The sequence below is a fragment of the Rossellomorea aquimaris genome (genome assembly GCF_001877785.1).
In the GTDB taxonomy this organism is placed as follows: domain Bacteria; phylum Bacillota; class Bacilli; order Bacillales; family Bacillaceae_B; genus Rossellomorea; species Rossellomorea aquimaris_A.
In genome coordinates, this window is record NZ_MINN01000085.1 from 154046 (window position 1) to 169603 (window position 15558).

Sequence of the window (15558 nt, forward strand, 5' to 3'; positions counted from 1 at the left end):
CAATTTGGAAGATCAAATTAAAGACTATATGCACTTTTTGATCGTTGAGAAAGGGCTCGCGAAGAATACAATTGAATCGTATCAGCGCGACCTGAAGAACTATTCATTGTACCTGGCCAATGTAGAAGAGATTTCAACTTTCAATGAGGTAACGAGGGTCAATATCGTCCAGTTCCTGGGGCATCTGAAGGATCAGGGGAAATCCTCCAAAACCGTAGCGAGGCATGTGGCTTCGATCCGATCCTTCCACCAGTTCCTGCTGAGGGAAAAAAGCGCCGATCAAGATCCTACAGTACACATTGAAACCCCGAAGACCGAGAGGAATCTCCCAAGGATATTGAGTATAGAAGAAGTGGAAGCACTGCTTGAAGCCCCTGAAGAATCGACACCGCTTGGAATGCGCGACAAAGCGATGCTTGAACTTCTCTATGCAACCGGCATCCGCGTAAGTGAGCTCATTTCTCTTAAAATGGAAGATGTCCACCTCACAATGGGATTTGTCCGCTGCATCGGGAAGGGGAATAAGGAGAGGATCATCCCGATCGGAAAGACGGCCATGACGGTCCTTGAGAAATATCTCGAAAATGCGAGGCTGAAATTAAGGTCTAAAAAGCATAAAGATGAACATCTTTTTCTCAATCATCATGGAAAAGGGTTGACAAGGCAGGGGTTCTGGAAAAATCTGAAGGCGCTTGCCAAAAAAGCGAACATTGAAAAAGATTTGACACCTCACACGCTCAGGCACTCGTTTGCCACTCATTTATTGGAAAACGGCGCTGATTTGAGGGCCGTGCAGGAAATGCTCGGGCATGCTGACATTTCAACGACGCAGATATATACACATGTGACCAAAACCCGCTTAAAAGATGTTTATTCGAAATTTCATCCCAGGGCCTAATAAAGAGAGACTTCTTAAAGATTTATCAAACTTTAAGGGGTTCTCTCTTGTTTTTTTTATAACCTAAAAGTAGAATATAGATGTCAGACTTCTGACATGGTCTACACACGATTGATGCGTCAGCGTTAAGGGAATGATACGCACAAGGATGCAAAATGTAACCGCTTTTTTGTTGTGTTATATAGAGATGCGCAAACAAGCAGCTATAAATAGGAGGATTAAAAATGAGCAGCTATACATATAAAAGGGTTCACTTGGTTGTGATGGATTCAGTCGGGATCGGCGAAGCACCTGATGCCGAACTTTTCAATGATCAAGGAACGGACACGCTGGGTCATATCGCTGAACATATGGATGGGCTGAATATGCCGAATATGGCGAAACTGGGCCTTTCGAATATAAAAGAAGTCAAAGGAGTGGAGAAAGCAGATTCTCCGCTTGCTTACTATACGAAAATGCAGGAGGCGTCCGTCGGGAAGGACACAATGACAGGTCACTGGGAAATCATGGGCCTTCATATCGATACGCCGTTCAAGACATATCCAGACGGCTTTCCTGAAAAGCTGATTCAAAAACTTGAGGCGGAGACAGGCAGGACCGTGATAGGAAACAAACCTGCCAGCGGTACTGCGATCATCGAAGAGCTGGGGAAAGAACATATGGAAACTGGCGCGCTGATCGTTTACACCTCTGCAGATCCTGTTCTGCAAATTGCCGCGCATGAAGACATTATCCCTATCGAAGAACAGTATAAAATTTGTGAAATTGCGCGTGAAATTACAATGGACGAAGAATTCCTGGTCGGTCGTGTCATCGCCCGGCCGTTTGTCGGAGAGCCGGGAAGCTTTAAGCGGACATCCAACCGCCATGACTATGCGTTAAAGCCATTTAACCGTACTGTCATGAATGAGCTGAAGGATTCCGGGTTCGATTGTCTAGCGCTCGGTAAGATCTCAGACATTTATAATGGTGAAGGCGTAACGAAGGCAGTCCGTACGAAACACAATATGGACGGGATGGATGTTTTCATCAAAACCTTCGATGAATCATTTACCGGTCTCAGCTTCCTGAATCTGGTCGATTTCGATGCATTATATGGTCACCGCCGGGATCCGGAAGGTTATGGAAAGGCACTGGAAGAATTCGATGCACGCCTTCCGGAGGTATTTGAGAAAATGACGGAAGATGATCTTCTTCTCATCACTGCCGATCATGGAAATGATCCGACGGCACCGGGAACGGATCATACGAGAGAATATGTTCCTCTTCTTGCCTATTCGAAACGCTTCACCAAAGGTGATGAACTCCCGATGAGGGAAACATTTGCAGACATCGGGGCAACTGTGGCAGATAACTTCAATGTGAATATGCCTAAATTCGGTAAAAGCTTTTTAACCCAATTGAAATAAAAGAATCAAACTAGGCTGAACAGTGATAGAGATGAATGGTGGACAGGATTCCGCCATCTCATCTCCTTTTCTGTTCAGCCGAGAAAGAAGGAGTCGGTAAAGATGAATTTTGAAACGATACAAAATGCTGCCAACCATTTAAAAAATCAATATACAGGATCACCGAGGATTGGACTTATCCTGGGTTCTGGACTCGGGGTCCTCGCGGATGAAATCCAGAATGCCGTGAAAATCCCTTATAAAGAGATACCGGATTTTCCGGTTTCCACAGTGACCGGTCATGCAGGACAATTGGTGTTCGGACAACTGTCCGGCCAGGAAGTCGTTGCAATGCAGGGGCGTTTTCATTTCTACGAAGGGTATGGATTTGACAAAGTGACATTCCCTGTCCGCGTCATGAAAGAACTTGGTGTGGAAATCCTTATCGTGACCAACGCTGCAGGCGGGGTCAACGAAAATTTCGAAGCCGGAGATTTAATGTTGATTTCAGATCATATCAATAATATGGGAGGGAACCCTCTGATCGGACCGAACGATTCACGCCTTGGCGACAGGTTCCCGGATATGTCTCAGGCGTATGATAAAGAACTTCGCCAAAAGGCCCGTGAAATCGCGGACGGACTTTCCTTGAAGATTCAAGAAGGTGTTTATGTAGGGAATACCGGTCCTGTGTATGAGACGCCTGCTGAAGTCAAGCTTGTACGTACGTTGGGCGGAGACGCTGTGGGGATGTCAACGGTACCTGAAGTGATCGTTGCCCGCCATGCCGGGATCAGGGTCCTGGGGATCTCCTGCATTTCAAATATGGCTGCAGGAATACTGGACCAGCCGCTTTCGCATGATGAAGTAATCGAAACAACCGAAATGGTGCGCGCTAACTTCCTGTCATATGTGAAGGAAATAGTTAAGTCCATCTAACGTATCGATTCTCCTTATATAAATATGGAGGGGAAAACTAAAATCAATAGAAGTTGGTGAACGAAAAATGAGAATGGTAGATCTTATTGAAAAGAAGCGCGAAGGTAAAGAACTGACAACGGAAGAAATCAAATTTATTATAAATGGGTATACAGACGGGACCATTCCTGACTATCAGGTGAGTGCCCTGACGATGGCGATCTTTTTCAAGGATATGAGTGAAAGAGAACGTGCCGATTTAACAATGGCGATGGTCGAGTCTGGGGATCAGATTGATTTGTCGGCTATTGAAGGGATTAAAGTAGACAAGCATTCAACAGGCGGGGTCGGTGATACGACCACTCTTGTGCTTGGGCCATTGGTGGCATCAGTAGGTGTGCCTGTCGCCAAAATGAGCGGCCGGGGACTTGGTCATACGGGCGGAACGATTGACAAACTTGAAGCTGTAGACGGCTTTCATGTGGAAATTGAAAACGATGAATTCATCCGTCTGGTCAACAAGAATAAATTAGCCGTCATCGGGCAAAGCGGAAATCTTACCCCTGCTGATAAAAAGCTTTACTCATTGCGTGATGTGACAGCAACGGTCAACTCCATCCCGCTGATTGCAAGCTCCATCATGAGCAAGAAGATCGCGGCAGGTGCAGACGCGATCGTGCTTGATGTCAAAACAGGTGCAGGAGCTTTCATGAAAACACTTCAAGATTCCGAAAACCTTGCAAAAGCAATGGTGAACATCGGAAATAACGTCGGAAGAAAAACAATGGCGGTCATCTCTGATATGAGCCAGCCTCTTGGATTTGCAATCGGGAATGCATTGGAAGTAAAAGAAGCGATTGACACCCTCAAAGGTGAAGGTCCGGATGACTTGACCGAATTATGTTTGACGCTCGGAAGTCACATGGTTTTCCTTGCCGAAAAAGCTTCATCCTTAAAAGAAGCAAGGGAACTTTTGAAAAAAGCAATCGAGGACGGTTCAGCCCTTGAAAGCTTTAAGGTTTTCCTTGAATCACAAGGAGGGGATGCTTCTGTTGTCGATGATCCATCAAGGCTCCCTCAAGCTCAATACAAGGTTGAACTTCAAGCGAAGGAAGACGGCTATGTATCGGAAATTATTGCAGATTCCGTGGGTACGGCAGCGATGTGGCTCGGAGCCGGAAGGGCGACCAAGGATTCAGTGATCGACCTGGCAGTGGGGCTTGAGCTGCGCAAGAAAATCGGCGATGAAGTAAAAGCCGGGGAATCACTCGTTACCATTTACAGTAACCAGGAAGATATTGAAGATGTGAAAAACAAACTATATGAAAGCATCAAGGTCTCTTCTGAAAAAATGGACGCTCCAACATTAATTCACACGGAGATCACAGATTAATCATGAAAATTGTAAGCCTTTGTGAAGGGATCATTCCTTTTGCAGAGGCTTTTTTTGGTTGTTCAGGAGAATTAGAGTGATGGCGGGCTAAAGACAGATTGAGTTCGGGATATTTCCGTATTTTTACAAGTGACAGAATTATCTGCAGAATTAAAAGATTAATGGTCAAAATTAAAAGATTAACGGCCTGACTTCGAAGATTACCCTGCCAAATCGAAAGATTCCTCCAGTCCACCTTATGAAACGCCGCCTAAAATAGCACTCAGGACCTCCAATCAACGATAAATCCCGCATCCAGGATGCGTTGATCATGCCTGACGGGCGGGATTCAACCCCAATCCCTTTAAAATGAACAAATAAACAAATCATTTGACTAAAAACACTCTATTCAAAGAAACATAACGGAGCCTGTTTTTAATAAATCGCAAAAGAGTTTACGCCCTGCCCTTATAATTTCATTTTATTTGTATAAAAATGGTTCCTATGGAAAAAATGGTTCTATAAGTATTGAATAAATTGAGAGATTTAGATTGGAGGACAGTAAAATGAAACGTGTTAGTTGTATAATGGCAGCATTCATTCTAATAGCGTCACTATTCCCTTCACTTGGTTTTGCACAGGAAAATAAATCGGAACTCGCACAGGCTGCGAAGTCTGCTGTTTTGATTGAACGGGACACAGGGGCTGTTCTATATGACAAGAATAGTCATGAAAGGTTGGCACCTGCTTCTATGACGAAGATCATGACTATGCTTTTGATCATGGAAGCACTTGAAAAGGGCCAGATCAAATGGGATGACAAAGTCCGCACAAGCGAATACGCCGCTTCTATGGGCGGATCGCAGATTTTCCTCGAGCCCGGGGAATCAATGAGTGTCAAAGAGATGCTGACCGGTATTGCAATAGGGTCAGCGAATGATGCATCTGTAGCGATGGCCGAGCATATTGCGGGAAGCGAAGAGGCATTCGTGGAGAAGATGAATAAAAAGGCAAAAGAGATCGGGTTGAAGGATACCCAATTCCAAAATCCTACCGGCCTTCCTGCAAAAGATCATTACAGTTCTGCACATGATATGAGCATGATGGCTAAAGAGTTGCTCAAATACAATGAAATCACAAAGTTTACAGGCACTTACGAGTCCTACCTGAGAGAAAACACAGAAAATAAGTTCTGGCTCGTCAATACAAATAAACTGGTCCGTTTTTATGATGGAGTGGATGGGTTGAAAACCGGCTTTACGAACGAAGCGAAATACTGCTTGACGGCGACGGCGAAAAAAGGAAATATGAGGGTCATTGCAGTCGTATTCGGTGCCTCCACACCGAAAGAAAGAAATAGTGAAGTGACCAAGATGCTTGACTATGCTTTCAATCAATACCAGACCAAACCGATGTTCAAGAAAGGCGATCCGCTTTCCCAGGTGAAAGTATCCAAGGGACAGGAGAGCAAGGTGCAGGCGGTGACTGACGAACCGATCTCCATCCTTGCCAAAAAGGGCGAAAAGCTTGATAAAGTTGAACAAAAGGTAACATTGTCCAAAAACTTAAAAGCACCTGTTAAAAAAGGAGATAAAGTGGGGACACTGGTCATCAAGAATAAAGGGAAGAAAGTTCTTGAAAGTGAGCTCGTGGCCAAACAGGATGTAAATGAAGCAAGCTGGTGGCAGTTATTCAAGCGTTCCTTCGGGATGTTTACGAAAGTCGGCAGCTAATAATAAAAAAGCGCATTTTCTGGCGAATTTCTTCTAGTTTTGTCACCCGGGAAGGATATCAGAGGTGTAATAGCGAAATGACTCACTATACGACAGAGAAGGAGGCTTTCTGATAGTGAGTCTTGCTATTAACCTGGAAGTGAAAAAAGATGTGTTATGTATCCGTCTTAGTGGAGAGTTGGATCATCATACGGCAGAGGAATTAAGGGAACAATCTTCAAGGATTATCGAGAGTGAAAATATCAAGCATATCATTTTGAATTTGGAAGAACTTGGCTTTATGGACAGCTCGGGGCTGGGTGTCATATTAGGGCGATACAAACAGATCAAACAAAAGCATGGAGAAATGGTGGTTTGCGCAATTTCCCCTGCAGTCAACCGATTATTTGAAATGTCCGGATTGTTTAAGATCATCCGTCTTGAACCTTCTGAAGAAAATGCATTACAAAGATTGGGGGTCGCCTGAATATGAGAAATGAAATGAATATCCAATTCAGTTCCCTGAGTCAAAATGAATCTTTTGCCCGGGTAACTGTCGCATCATTTATCGCGCAGCTGGATCCAACTATGGATGAATTGACTGAAATCAAGACAGTGGTCTCTGAAGCAGTCACGAATGCCATCATCCACGGATATGAAAACAATCCAAGCGGCACTGTGTATATCTCGGTCATTATGGAAGAGGATGGATTTATCGATATGACGATCCGGGATGAAGGAGTCGGCATTGGAGACGTGGAAGAGGCAAGGCAGCCTTTATATACGTCCAAACCTGAACTTGAACGATCGGGTATGGGCTTTACCATTATGGAGAATTTCATGGACGAGGTAGAAGTGTCATCACAACCGGGTACAGGCACCACTGTAAGATTGAAAAAGCACTTGACCAATAGTAAAGCGCTATGCAATTAAGGAGTCGTGCCTATGGATGTCGAAGTGAAAAATGAAAAATCCCAGCCTTTTTTGAAGGATCATGAAGTGAAGGAACTCATCAAGCAGAGCCAGGCGGGTGATCAGACTGCAAGGGATACCATTGTGCAGAAAAACATGAGACTCGTATGGTCAGTGGTGCAGCGTTTCCTGAACCGGGGATATGAACCGGATGATCTGTTCCAAATCGGCTGTATCGGGCTGCTGAAATCAGTGGATAAGTTTGACTTAAGCTATGATGTGAAATTTTCGACCTATGCCGTTCCGATGATCATCGGCGAGATCCAGCGTTTCATAAGGGATGACGGTACCGTAAAAGTAAGCCGTTCCTTGAAGGAGATGGGAAATAAGATCCGTAAGGCAAAGGATGAACTCTCCAAGAAGTTCGGCAGGGTGCCGACCGTGAGTGAACTCGCAGAGCATCTGGAATACTCGGTCGAGGAAGTGATCATGGCCCAGGAAGCAAGCCGGGCACCTTCATCGATTCATGAAACAGTTTACGAAAATGACGGCGACCCCATTACCCTTTTGGACCAGATTGCGGACAATGCAGATCATAAATGGTTTGATAAGATCGCACTTAAGGAAGCCATCAGGGAATTGGATGACAGGGAGAGGTTGATCGTATATTTGAGATACTACAAAGACCAGACCCAGTCTGAGGTTGCCGAGCGGCTTGGTATATCGCAGGTGCAGGTCTCCAGGCTTGAAAAGAAAATCCTGCAGACCATGAAAGAACATATGTATACGGAATGAAATAACAGCCTGATCCTTTTTATCCCGATCAATTTGGATAAAAAGGATCAGGCTGTTTTAGTGTTTTATGCATGCTGATCAGCGTTTTCCGCCTTACATAAATTATTTCCGTTTAACCATACTATTGGTACGAGGGGAAAATCATGTTTTCAGGAAGTGAACAGCATGGAAGGAATTGTGTACATTCGGTTGAGGCATCGTGTTCAAGTGAAATCAGACAGTTTAGTCAATCTCGGTCAATTGGCGCAGATCATTGCCCCTGAAGAGCTGCTGGAAGACTTGAAAGGCATCAATATTCACCAGGTGGATCCTTCAGATCAAAATATCATCGTCATTGATGTCATGACAGTGATCGGCAAGGTCTCTGTGCACCATCCCGGATTGGAACTCCAGACAGTAGGGCCGGCACAAAGCATCGTTGAAGTCATCTATGAAAAAAAGAAGGTCTCCCTCCCGCTATTCATAGGCGTGTGGCTTCTATTATTCATAGGTGCAGCAATGGCCATCATGAACTTTCATGAAGATGTCAGTATGAGAGAGGTTCATCAGACCCTGTACCATTTCATTACCGGTGAGGTGGACCCGCATCCGCTCATGTTCCAGATCCCATACTCATTTGGACTGGGTCTCGGGATGATTCTTTTTTTCAATCACGTCTTCCGCAAGAGGCTTAACGAGGAACCGAGCCCTCTGGAAATAGAAATGTTCAATTACCAGCAGGACCTTGATCAATACGTGATTATGCATGAGAACAAAGAAAGTATGAAAAGATTAGATGACGATTAGTGTAATCCTGACATTGTTTATCGGTTTTGCCGGCGGTTTGGCAGCGGGTTCCGGCTTTGTGGCCTTCCTGACGGTGCTGGGGATTATTCCGAGACTGACGCAACTGACAAAAACGATGAAGATGATCCACTATTACGAGATTGCAGTTATAACAGGGGCCCTGGCAGGGGGATTCATCAGCCTTAATAATTACACGATGCATCTGAATCCCTTGATACTGATCCCGATCGGACTTGCAAGCGGGGTATTTATCGGTCTTCTGGCAGCTGCCTTGACAGAAGTTCTGAACGTATTTCCCATCCTTGCCAAGAGGATCGGGATAGAAGGGCAGATTGTTGTATTGATCATGGCAATTGTCTTTGGAAAGATATTCGGTTCCCTTTTCCATTGGCTGTATTTGGTTTATCAGTGATCGATTGATCAGAGGCAGCTTTAATAAACGAGAGTGCAGACAGGGGTTTTTTTTATGCGTGAAAAAAGAAAAGTGATCCTTATAACAGATGGGGATGAATATGCAAAAAGAGCAATTGAAAGGGTGGCAAAGGATTATGGCGGCCGCTGTATTTCCAGCTCGAAGGGGAATCCTACCGTCCTGCCAGGCCCTGAAATTGTAAAGCTCATAAAAAAAGCGAAGAATGACCCTGTCTTTGTCATGTTCGATGACAGCGGCTTCATCGGTGAAGGAGCCGGTGAGACAGCGTTGAAGTACGTGGCCAATCACTCTGATATTGAAGTGCTGGGAATAATAGCAGTTGCGAGCAAAACACGCCAGGCTGAATGGACCAGGGTGGACGTGTGCATTGATAAATTTGGTGAACTGACCCCATATGGAGTCGATAAATTCGGGGTCCCTGAACTTGAAATGGGCAAGATGAACGGCGATACGGTTTATTGCCTGGATGAATTAAATGTACCCGTCATTGTCGGAATCGGAGATATAGGAAAAATGGCGAAAAGAGACGATTACTCACAAGGAGCTCCCATAACTAAAAAAGCAGTGGAAATCATCTTTGAAAGGAGCGGTTATCATGGGTGAAATAAGGAAAACGCCAATTCCAAAGGACGTGGCAGTTTTAGAAGAATATATGCAAAAGAATGTAGGGTTGAATAAAAGCTTCGACCTTGGCGTAAGGAAGTTAAAGGTCCTGAAGAAGGATGTTCATTTTTACTATATCAATGGATTGACGGATGCGGGATATATCATTGAACTAGTAGAACAGCTGGTCGGAATAAATGATCATGAACGCCTGTCGACCCACTTATTCGATATCGTTCACAACCGGCTTGTCCATCAGTCGGTAGAACCGGTAAAAACGATCGAGGAAGCAGTCGATGAAGTCTTATCCGGCCTGATCGCGGTAGTGGTGGAAGGATATTCTGAGGCGTTGATTGTGGATGTGAGGAGTTATCCTGGACGACAGCCGATGGAACCTGATACCGAAAAGGTAGTACGCGGTTCCCGTGATGGATATGTAGAAAATATCATCATAAACACCGCGTTGACAAGGAGAAGAATAAGAGATCCTAGATTGAGATTTGAAATCTTCAGGATCGGGGAAAGGTCGAAGACGGATATATCGATTGCTTATATTGATGACGTGGCCAATCCCAGTTTGATCGAAGTAATCAAAACGGAATTGAAAAACATCAAGATCGATGGTCTGACGATGGCCGATAAAACAATAGAAGAATTCCTTGTGAAACAGGGATATAACCCTTACCCGCTTGTACGCTATACCGAAAGGGCGGACGTGGCGGCCACTCACTTATTGGAAGGACATGTCCTGATATTTGTGGACACTTCCCCGAGTGTCATCATTACTCCGACGACGTACTTTCACCATCTGCAGCATGCGGAGGAATACAGGCAATCCCCTGCTGTCGGGACACTTGTCAGGTGGACTCGGTTCTTAGGGCTGCTGGCTTCATTATTCCTTCTGCCTCTTTGGTATCTATTTGTGCTTGACCCTACCCTGCTGCCGGATGGCCTAGAATATGTCGGCCCTAATGAACAGACGAACATCCCGATCATCGCTCAATTATTCATTGCGGACCTTGGGGTGGAAATGTTCAGGATAGCGGCCATTCACACTCCTACACCGTTGTCTACCGCAATGGGTTTGATCGCTGCGGTGCTCATCGGACAAATTGCCATCGATGTCGGATTGTTTCAGCCTGAAGTCATCCTTTATGTAGCCGTGGCGTCAATCGGAACTTTTGCGACACCAAGTTATGAACTCAGTGTCGCCAATAAAATGGCGAGGTTGTTCCTCCTGGTGGCGGTGGCATTCTTCCATATCCCGGGTCTCGTCGTCGGCTGCACTCTTTATATTTTATATGTGGCAAATATTAAATCGCTCAACACTCCTTATTTGTGGCCGCTGCTTCCTTTCCATCCGAAAGCGTTCATGCAGATCCTTATCAGGAGGTCGGTTCCGGGTGCGAAAATCCGCCCGAGCATCGTCCAGCCGCGCAATAAATATAAGCAGCCTGCCAAATCGTAAGAATATTGCAACACCTCTTGATCTGTGTTAAATTACTTTTAATCAGATAAGGATCAAAGAGGGGAATGGTCGTTTCATGCATCTTCATGGATCAGCAGAAGTAAATCAAAACGGTGAGTTAATGATAGGGGGGGTAAGTACGGTCGATCTGGCGAAACAGTACGGAACCCCCCTGTATATCTATGATACAGCCCTGATCAGGGAAAGAGCGAAAGGATTTAAAGAGACTTTCAAGGAACTTGGCGTAAAAGCGGAAGTGGCATACGCGAGTAAGGCTTTTTCATGCATGGCAATCTTCCAGCTGATGAAAGAAGAAGGGTTGTCCCTTGATGTGGTATCGGGTGGAGAGCTGTATACGGCGTTAAAAGCACAGTTCCCTTCAGAGCGTATCCATTTTAATGGGAACAATAAATCCCGCAGCGAGTTGATAACCGCCATTGAAAATAAGGTCGGCTGTATTGTAGTGGATAATTTTCATGAACTCAGGCTCCTTTCAGAGATCACAGCTGAAAAGAAGCGGAAAATGAAAGTGTTATTAAGAGTGACTCCCGGCATCGAAGCACATACACATGATTATATCCTGACTGGTCAGGAAGATTCGAAATTCGGCTTCGACCTGCAGAACGGACAGGCAGAAAAAGCCGTGAAACTCTCACTTGAATCAGAATACATAGAACTGATTGGCCTGCATTGCCATATCGGTTCACAGATCTTCGAGACGACCGGATTCATTCTTGCTGCAAGGAAAATGATCGAAAAAGCTGCCGAATGGCAAACTGCTTATGGCTTCACCCCTGATGTCATCAATCTTGGAGGGGGCTTCGGCATCCGGTATACACAGGAGGATGACCCGATCCCGCCGTCTCAATATGTGAAAGAAATGATCCTTGCAGTAAAAGAAGAAGTCTCCAGGAGAGGGATGGAGATGCCCGAAATCTGGATAGAACCCGGGCGCTCGCTGGTGGGGGATGCGGGCACAAGCTTATATACAATCGGATCAAGCAAAGAGGTGCCGGGTATCCGGAAATACCTGGCCGTCGACGGGGGGATGAGCGATAATATACGTCCTGCTCTATACAGGGCCAAATACGAGGCACTCATAGCGAATAAGGCGGATGCGGCACCCGAGGATACAGTTTCCATTGCAGGTAAATGCTGTGAATCCGGAGATATGCTCATCTGGGATCTTCCTCTCCCGATTGCTGAAGCAGGGGATCTGTTGGCCGTCTTCTGCACAGGGGCCTACGGCTATTCGATGGCGAATAACTATAACCGCCTTCCGCGTCCCCCGGTCGTATTTGTCGAAAATGGAAAAGCAAAACTGGTCATCCGCCGCGAAACCTATCAGGATCTGGCGGCACTGGATGAATACCTGACTTAAAAGTAAAAAGCAGTTTGAAAGTTATCGCTGACTTTCAAACTGCTTTTATTCTTAAAATATGGTTTAATTATATAAATAAGCTTATTTATAGTGAAGGTGAAGAATGCCATGAAGCTTAATAACGGACTGCTGTTCCTGATCTTATTGCTCCTCGGTCTATCGGGCGGGCTGCTCTACTGGTTCGTATTGAACTGAAACGAGCTAAAAGTAGGTTGAATTACCAAATTAATTTTAGTAAGATATATACATTCATCTTATTGACGTGATTCTATTCTTGAACGGAAATCAATCTTCATTGATTTAAAAATTATTGTTTTTGTCTATAATGGATATAAAATCCATTTAAGCGACAAAACGTAACGAGGGGTAATTATGTTAATTCGGTATAAAAAGGCATTTGAAAAGATTGCGATGGGTCTTTTATCTTTCATGCCAAATGAAAAAGATTTGAAGAAGCTTCAACAGACGATGAAGCAATATGAAACGGAAGACAATTGGCAGCTTTTCTTATGGAAAGAAGAAGATATTGTCGGGTTGATCGGAGTGTATAAAACAGACAGCACGATGGAAGTCCAGCATATATCAGTTAACCCTTCACACCGTCATGAAGGGATAGGGAAAGCAATGGTAAAACATTTGAAGGAAATGTATTCGGAGTTGACCGTAAAACCAAGTTCGGAAACGGCCTCTTTTTTCGAAAGATGTGACGAGGAGAATATCGTTTAAAAATAGCAAAGAGACTAACTTGCCTGATTCTAAGTTAGTCTCTTTTTCTTGAGTGCATTCAGCCTTTCAGTGATGACAGGAGTGCGGTCCCTCCTGGAATGCCGGTGGATCAGTTCCTTGTTTGACAAATCACTCGGCATGCACCATGTAAATCCTTCCTTCCTGCAAAGCACTTCGGCTTCTTTTAAAAGATCCGGATCTTTTATTGGAAGGTCGATGCTATTATATGGCACGCTTCCGTTTATATTATGCAGCGTTTTTTCAAGGATTTGCATTAACGCGGTGGACTCCAATCCAAGCTTTTCGAGCTCTTCCTTTTTAGCGCTCAAATTTCTCAAAGCCTTTGAAAGCATCCTTCCGGCACCCTGGACATTGTTCCTCCTGTAATGATAGAGCCCGACGGCGATCTGTATCAGCCCCACCCAATGAGAAGAACGATTCCCGGCGTCAACTTCCTTCCAATACTCTTCCAGAACCTCATGACATTCAAAATAATCCCTGTTTCCGTGGAAATAAACAAGGTACTGAAGAAATGCTTGAGGATACGACATGACATCCCTCCTTTTCAACTAGTTTATCACATCAATGATACTCTAAAAAAACTCTATGCTATGCGAGCTTGATGATTCAAAAAATTACTATTGGAGATTAGAGCCTAATCTACTATACTTATAGAAGCAGCTTAACAGGAATGAATAGAAACTGGTGATATAGTGGAATACAATGTCAAGATCGATGCGTTCGAAGGTCCACTCGATCTTCTTTTGCATCTTATCAATTCTTTAGAAGTCGATATATATGATATACCGATGGCACAAATCACAGAGCAGTATTTATTATATGTACATACGATGAAAAACCTTCAGCTGGATGTGGCCAGTGAATATCTGGTCATGGCTGCAACACTCCTTGCCATCAAGAGCAAGATGCTGCTGCCGAAGCATGAGGACGGCCTCGAAGACGAAGATATTGAGTTCGAAGAGGAAGACCCACGGGATGAATTAGTGGAAAGATTGATAGAATACAGGAAGTTCAAAGATGCTGCAATCGAACTTAAAACCCGGGAAGAAGAAAGAGGGCAGGTTTTTACCAAACCTCCGAGCGACCTGACGGAATATGCAGAGGAAGCTGAATCGAAAGAGACCGAAATTCAAGTTTCATTATATGATATGCTTGGTGCTTTTCATAAATTGCTGAGACGCAAGAAAATCCATAGGCCCGTTCAGACAAGAATTACAAGACAGGAAATCTCGATTGAAAAGCGGATGGATGAAATCATGGGCAGTTTAACGAAGATTAAAAAGAGGACGCCGTTTACTGCACTTTTTCCGTCTAATGACAAAGAGCATCTGGTTGTGACGTTCCTGGCTGTATTGGAATTGATGAAAAGAAAGCAGATCGTAGTGGAGCAGGAAACTAATTTCAAAGAAATATTTGTGGAGTCATGTGAGGAGGCTGGACTTGTTGGACAATATTAAATGGAAAGGAATCCTGGAGAGTCTTCTATTTGCAGCTGGTGATGAAGGCCTTTCCTTGAAACAAGTCTGTTCAGTCCTTGAACTGAACGAAGAGGAAGCATATGAAACACTTCAGGATTTAAAGAGAGATTATGAGGAAAATCAAGAACGGGGAATATACATGACGGAGCTCGCAGGGACGTTCCAGCTTGTAACCAAGAAATGTAATGCAGATTATCTCAAGAGACTGGTGGAATCCCCGAATGTCAGTTCTTTATCACAGGCTGCTCTTGAAACACTGGCGATCATTGCTTACAAGCAGCCGATTACAAGAGTCGAAATTGAACAGATAAGAGGAGTCAAGACTGAACGGCCGATCCACACCTTGACTTCTAAAGGCCTTGTAAAGGAAGTCGGAAGAGCAGAAGGGACAGGGCGGGCGTATCTGTTTGGAACAACAAAGGAATTCCTTGACTATTTTGGTTTGAATAATCTTGATGAACTTCCTCCGCTGCCGGAAAACGTTGAAGATGATTTTGCAGAGGATGAGGCAGATCTGTTTTTCGAAAAGTTCCAGGAAACAATGGATTCCAATGATTGAAATAGAAGGAGATTTAACACGGTGTTTACAGGACACCGTGTTTTTTTGATGCACTCATTCTCATGAAAGTGCAGGTTTCATTCATAATGCACCTTGTCCTGCATAAAC

17 protein-coding genes are annotated in these 15558 nt (G+C 44.5%); 16 read left to right on the top strand and 1 reads right to left on the bottom strand.

Annotated features, from left to right (window positions below; all coding sequences use genetic code 11):
• The first annotated feature begins 4 nt into the window (after positions 1–4).
• The 14 genes from xerD to BHE18_RS10710 all read left to right on the top strand — a co-directional run bounded on the left by xerD (position 5) and on the right by BHE18_RS10710 (position 13392).
• Positions 5–898 carry a site-specific tyrosine recombinase XerD gene (xerD, locus tag BHE18_RS10640; RefSeq protein ID WP_071618551.1) on the top strand — a complete coding sequence of 298 codons (894 nt, stop codon included), beginning with the start codon at positions 5–7 and terminating at the stop codon, positions 896–898.
• A gap of 224 nt (positions 899–1122) precedes the next feature.
• Positions 1123–2307 (top strand): phosphopentomutase, encoded by a 1185-nt coding sequence (gene deoB / locus BHE18_RS10645; protein WP_071618552.1) that lies wholly within the window; start codon positions 1123–1125, stop codon positions 2305–2307.
• A 102-nt stretch (positions 2308–2409) separates the two neighbouring features.
• Positions 2410–3225, top strand: a complete 816-nt coding sequence (locus tag BHE18_RS10650) for a purine-nucleoside phosphorylase (protein ID WP_071618553.1) — start codon at positions 2410–2412, stop codon at positions 3223–3225.
• 67 nt (positions 3226–3292) lie between these two features.
• On the top strand, positions 3293–4597 hold the full coding sequence (locus BHE18_RS10655) for a pyrimidine-nucleoside phosphorylase (protein WP_071618554.1): 1305 nt from the start codon (positions 3293–3295) through the stop codon (positions 4595–4597).
• 545 nt (positions 4598–5142) lie between these two features.
• Positions 5143–6309 (top strand): D-alanyl-D-alanine carboxypeptidase family protein, encoded by a 1167-nt coding sequence (locus tag BHE18_RS10665; RefSeq protein ID WP_071618556.1) that lies wholly within the window; start codon positions 5143–5145, stop codon positions 6307–6309.
• Between the two features lie 115 nt (positions 6310–6424).
• The gene (gene spoIIAA, locus BHE18_RS10670; protein ID WP_032087825.1) at positions 6425–6775 is read left to right on the top strand and encodes an anti-sigma F factor antagonist; all 351 of its coding nucleotides are present in this window, start codon (positions 6425–6427) and stop codon (positions 6773–6775) included.
• A 2-nt stretch (positions 6776–6777) separates the two neighbouring features.
• Positions 6778–7221 carry an anti-sigma F factor gene (spoIIAB, locus tag BHE18_RS10675; protein ID WP_058297668.1) on the top strand — a complete coding sequence of 148 codons (444 nt, stop codon included), beginning with the start codon at positions 6778–6780 and terminating at the stop codon, positions 7219–7221.
• Positions 7222–7233: 12 nt separating this feature from the next.
• A complete protein-coding gene (gene sigF, locus BHE18_RS10680; protein ID WP_032087827.1) occupies positions 7234–7995 on the top strand; it encodes an RNA polymerase sporulation sigma factor SigF in 762 nt (253 codons plus the stop codon).
• Positions 7996–8160: 165 nt separating this feature from the next.
• Complete coding sequence (locus BHE18_RS10685) at positions 8161–8781, top strand: stage V sporulation protein AA (RefSeq protein WP_071618557.1); 621 nt, start codon at positions 8161–8163, stop codon at positions 8779–8781.
• Positions 8771–9193 carry a stage V sporulation protein AB gene (locus BHE18_RS10690; protein ID WP_071618558.1) on the top strand — a complete coding sequence of 141 codons (423 nt, stop codon included), beginning with the start codon at positions 8771–8773 and terminating at the stop codon, positions 9191–9193. Before BHE18_RS10685 ends, BHE18_RS10690 begins: the two co-directional genes overlap by 11 nt.
• A gap of 54 nt (positions 9194–9247) precedes the next feature.
• Complete coding sequence (locus tag BHE18_RS10695) at positions 9248–9817, top strand: stage V sporulation protein AE (RefSeq protein ID WP_071618559.1); 570 nt, start codon at positions 9248–9250, stop codon at positions 9815–9817.
• Positions 9810–11285, top strand: coding sequence for a spore germination protein (locus BHE18_RS10700; protein WP_071618560.1), 1476 nt, complete (start codon positions 9810–9812; stop codon positions 11283–11285). Before BHE18_RS10695 ends, BHE18_RS10700 begins: the two co-directional genes overlap by 8 nt.
• A gap of 76 nt (positions 11286–11361) precedes the next feature.
• On the top strand, positions 11362–12666 hold the full coding sequence (gene lysA, locus BHE18_RS10705; protein WP_071618561.1) for a diaminopimelate decarboxylase: 1305 nt from the start codon (positions 11362–11364) through the stop codon (positions 12664–12666).
• A gap of 372 nt (positions 12667–13038) precedes the next feature.
• Positions 13039–13392, top strand: coding sequence for a GNAT family N-acetyltransferase (locus BHE18_RS10710; protein WP_071618562.1), 354 nt, complete (start codon positions 13039–13041; stop codon positions 13390–13392).
• Positions 13393–13421: 29 nt separating this feature from the next.
• Here the strand turns inward: BHE18_RS10710 and BHE18_RS10715 are convergent, their stop codons facing one another.
• Positions 13422–13943, bottom strand: a complete 522-nt coding sequence (locus BHE18_RS10715) for a DUF309 domain-containing protein (RefSeq protein WP_071618563.1) — start codon at positions 13941–13943, stop codon at positions 13422–13424.
• 159 nt (positions 13944–14102) lie between these two features.
• Here BHE18_RS10715 and BHE18_RS10720 point away from each other — a divergent pair, with 159 nt between their 5' ends.
• Together BHE18_RS10720 and scpB are read left to right on the top strand one after the other, a co-directional pair.
• Entirely contained in the window at positions 14103–14870 is a 768-nt protein-coding gene (locus BHE18_RS10720; RefSeq protein WP_071618564.1) for a segregation/condensation protein A, read from the top strand.
• Positions 14857–15450 (top strand): SMC-Scp complex subunit ScpB, encoded by a 594-nt coding sequence (scpB, locus tag BHE18_RS10725; RefSeq protein ID WP_071618565.1) that lies wholly within the window; start codon positions 14857–14859, stop codon positions 15448–15450. The genes BHE18_RS10720 and scpB overlap by 14 nt, the downstream gene beginning before the upstream one ends.
• The last annotated feature ends 108 nt before the right edge of the window (positions 15451–15558 follow it).

Coding starts and splice junctions, on each gene's coding strand:
- deoB (WP_071618552.1), top strand. CDS start 1,123: ATGAGCAGCTATACATATAAAAGGGTTCACTTGGTTGTGATGGATTCA.
- BHE18_RS10650 (WP_071618553.1), top strand. CDS start 2,410: ATGAATTTTGAAACGATACAAAATGCTGCCAACCATTTAAAAAATCAA.
- BHE18_RS10655 (WP_071618554.1), top strand. CDS start 3,293: ATGAGAATGGTAGATCTTATTGAAAAGAAGCGCGAAGGTAAAGAACTG.
- BHE18_RS10665 (WP_071618556.1), top strand. CDS start 5,143: ATGAAACGTGTTAGTTGTATAATGGCAGCATTCATTCTAATAGCGTCA.
- spoIIAB (WP_058297668.1), top strand. CDS start 6,778: ATGAGAAATGAAATGAATATCCAATTCAGTTCCCTGAGTCAAAATGAA.
- sigF (WP_032087827.1), top strand. CDS start 7,234: ATGGATGTCGAAGTGAAAAATGAAAAATCCCAGCCTTTTTTGAAGGAT.
- BHE18_RS10685 (WP_071618557.1), top strand. CDS start 8,161: ATGGAAGGAATTGTGTACATTCGGTTGAGGCATCGTGTTCAAGTGAAA.
- BHE18_RS10690 (WP_071618558.1), top strand. CDS start 8,771: ATGACGATTAGTGTAATCCTGACATTGTTTATCGGTTTTGCCGGCGGT.
- BHE18_RS10695 (WP_071618559.1), top strand. CDS start 9,248: ATGCGTGAAAAAAGAAAAGTGATCCTTATAACAGATGGGGATGAATAT.
- BHE18_RS10700 (WP_071618560.1), top strand. CDS start 9,810: ATGGGTGAAATAAGGAAAACGCCAATTCCAAAGGACGTGGCAGTTTTA.
- lysA (WP_071618561.1), top strand. CDS start 11,362: ATGCATCTTCATGGATCAGCAGAAGTAAATCAAAACGGTGAGTTAATG.
- BHE18_RS10710 (WP_071618562.1), top strand. CDS start 13,039: ATGTTAATTCGGTATAAAAAGGCATTTGAAAAGATTGCGATGGGTCTT.
- BHE18_RS10715 (WP_071618563.1), bottom strand. CDS start 13,943: ATGTCGTATCCTCAAGCATTTCTTCAGTACCTTGTTTATTTCCACGGA.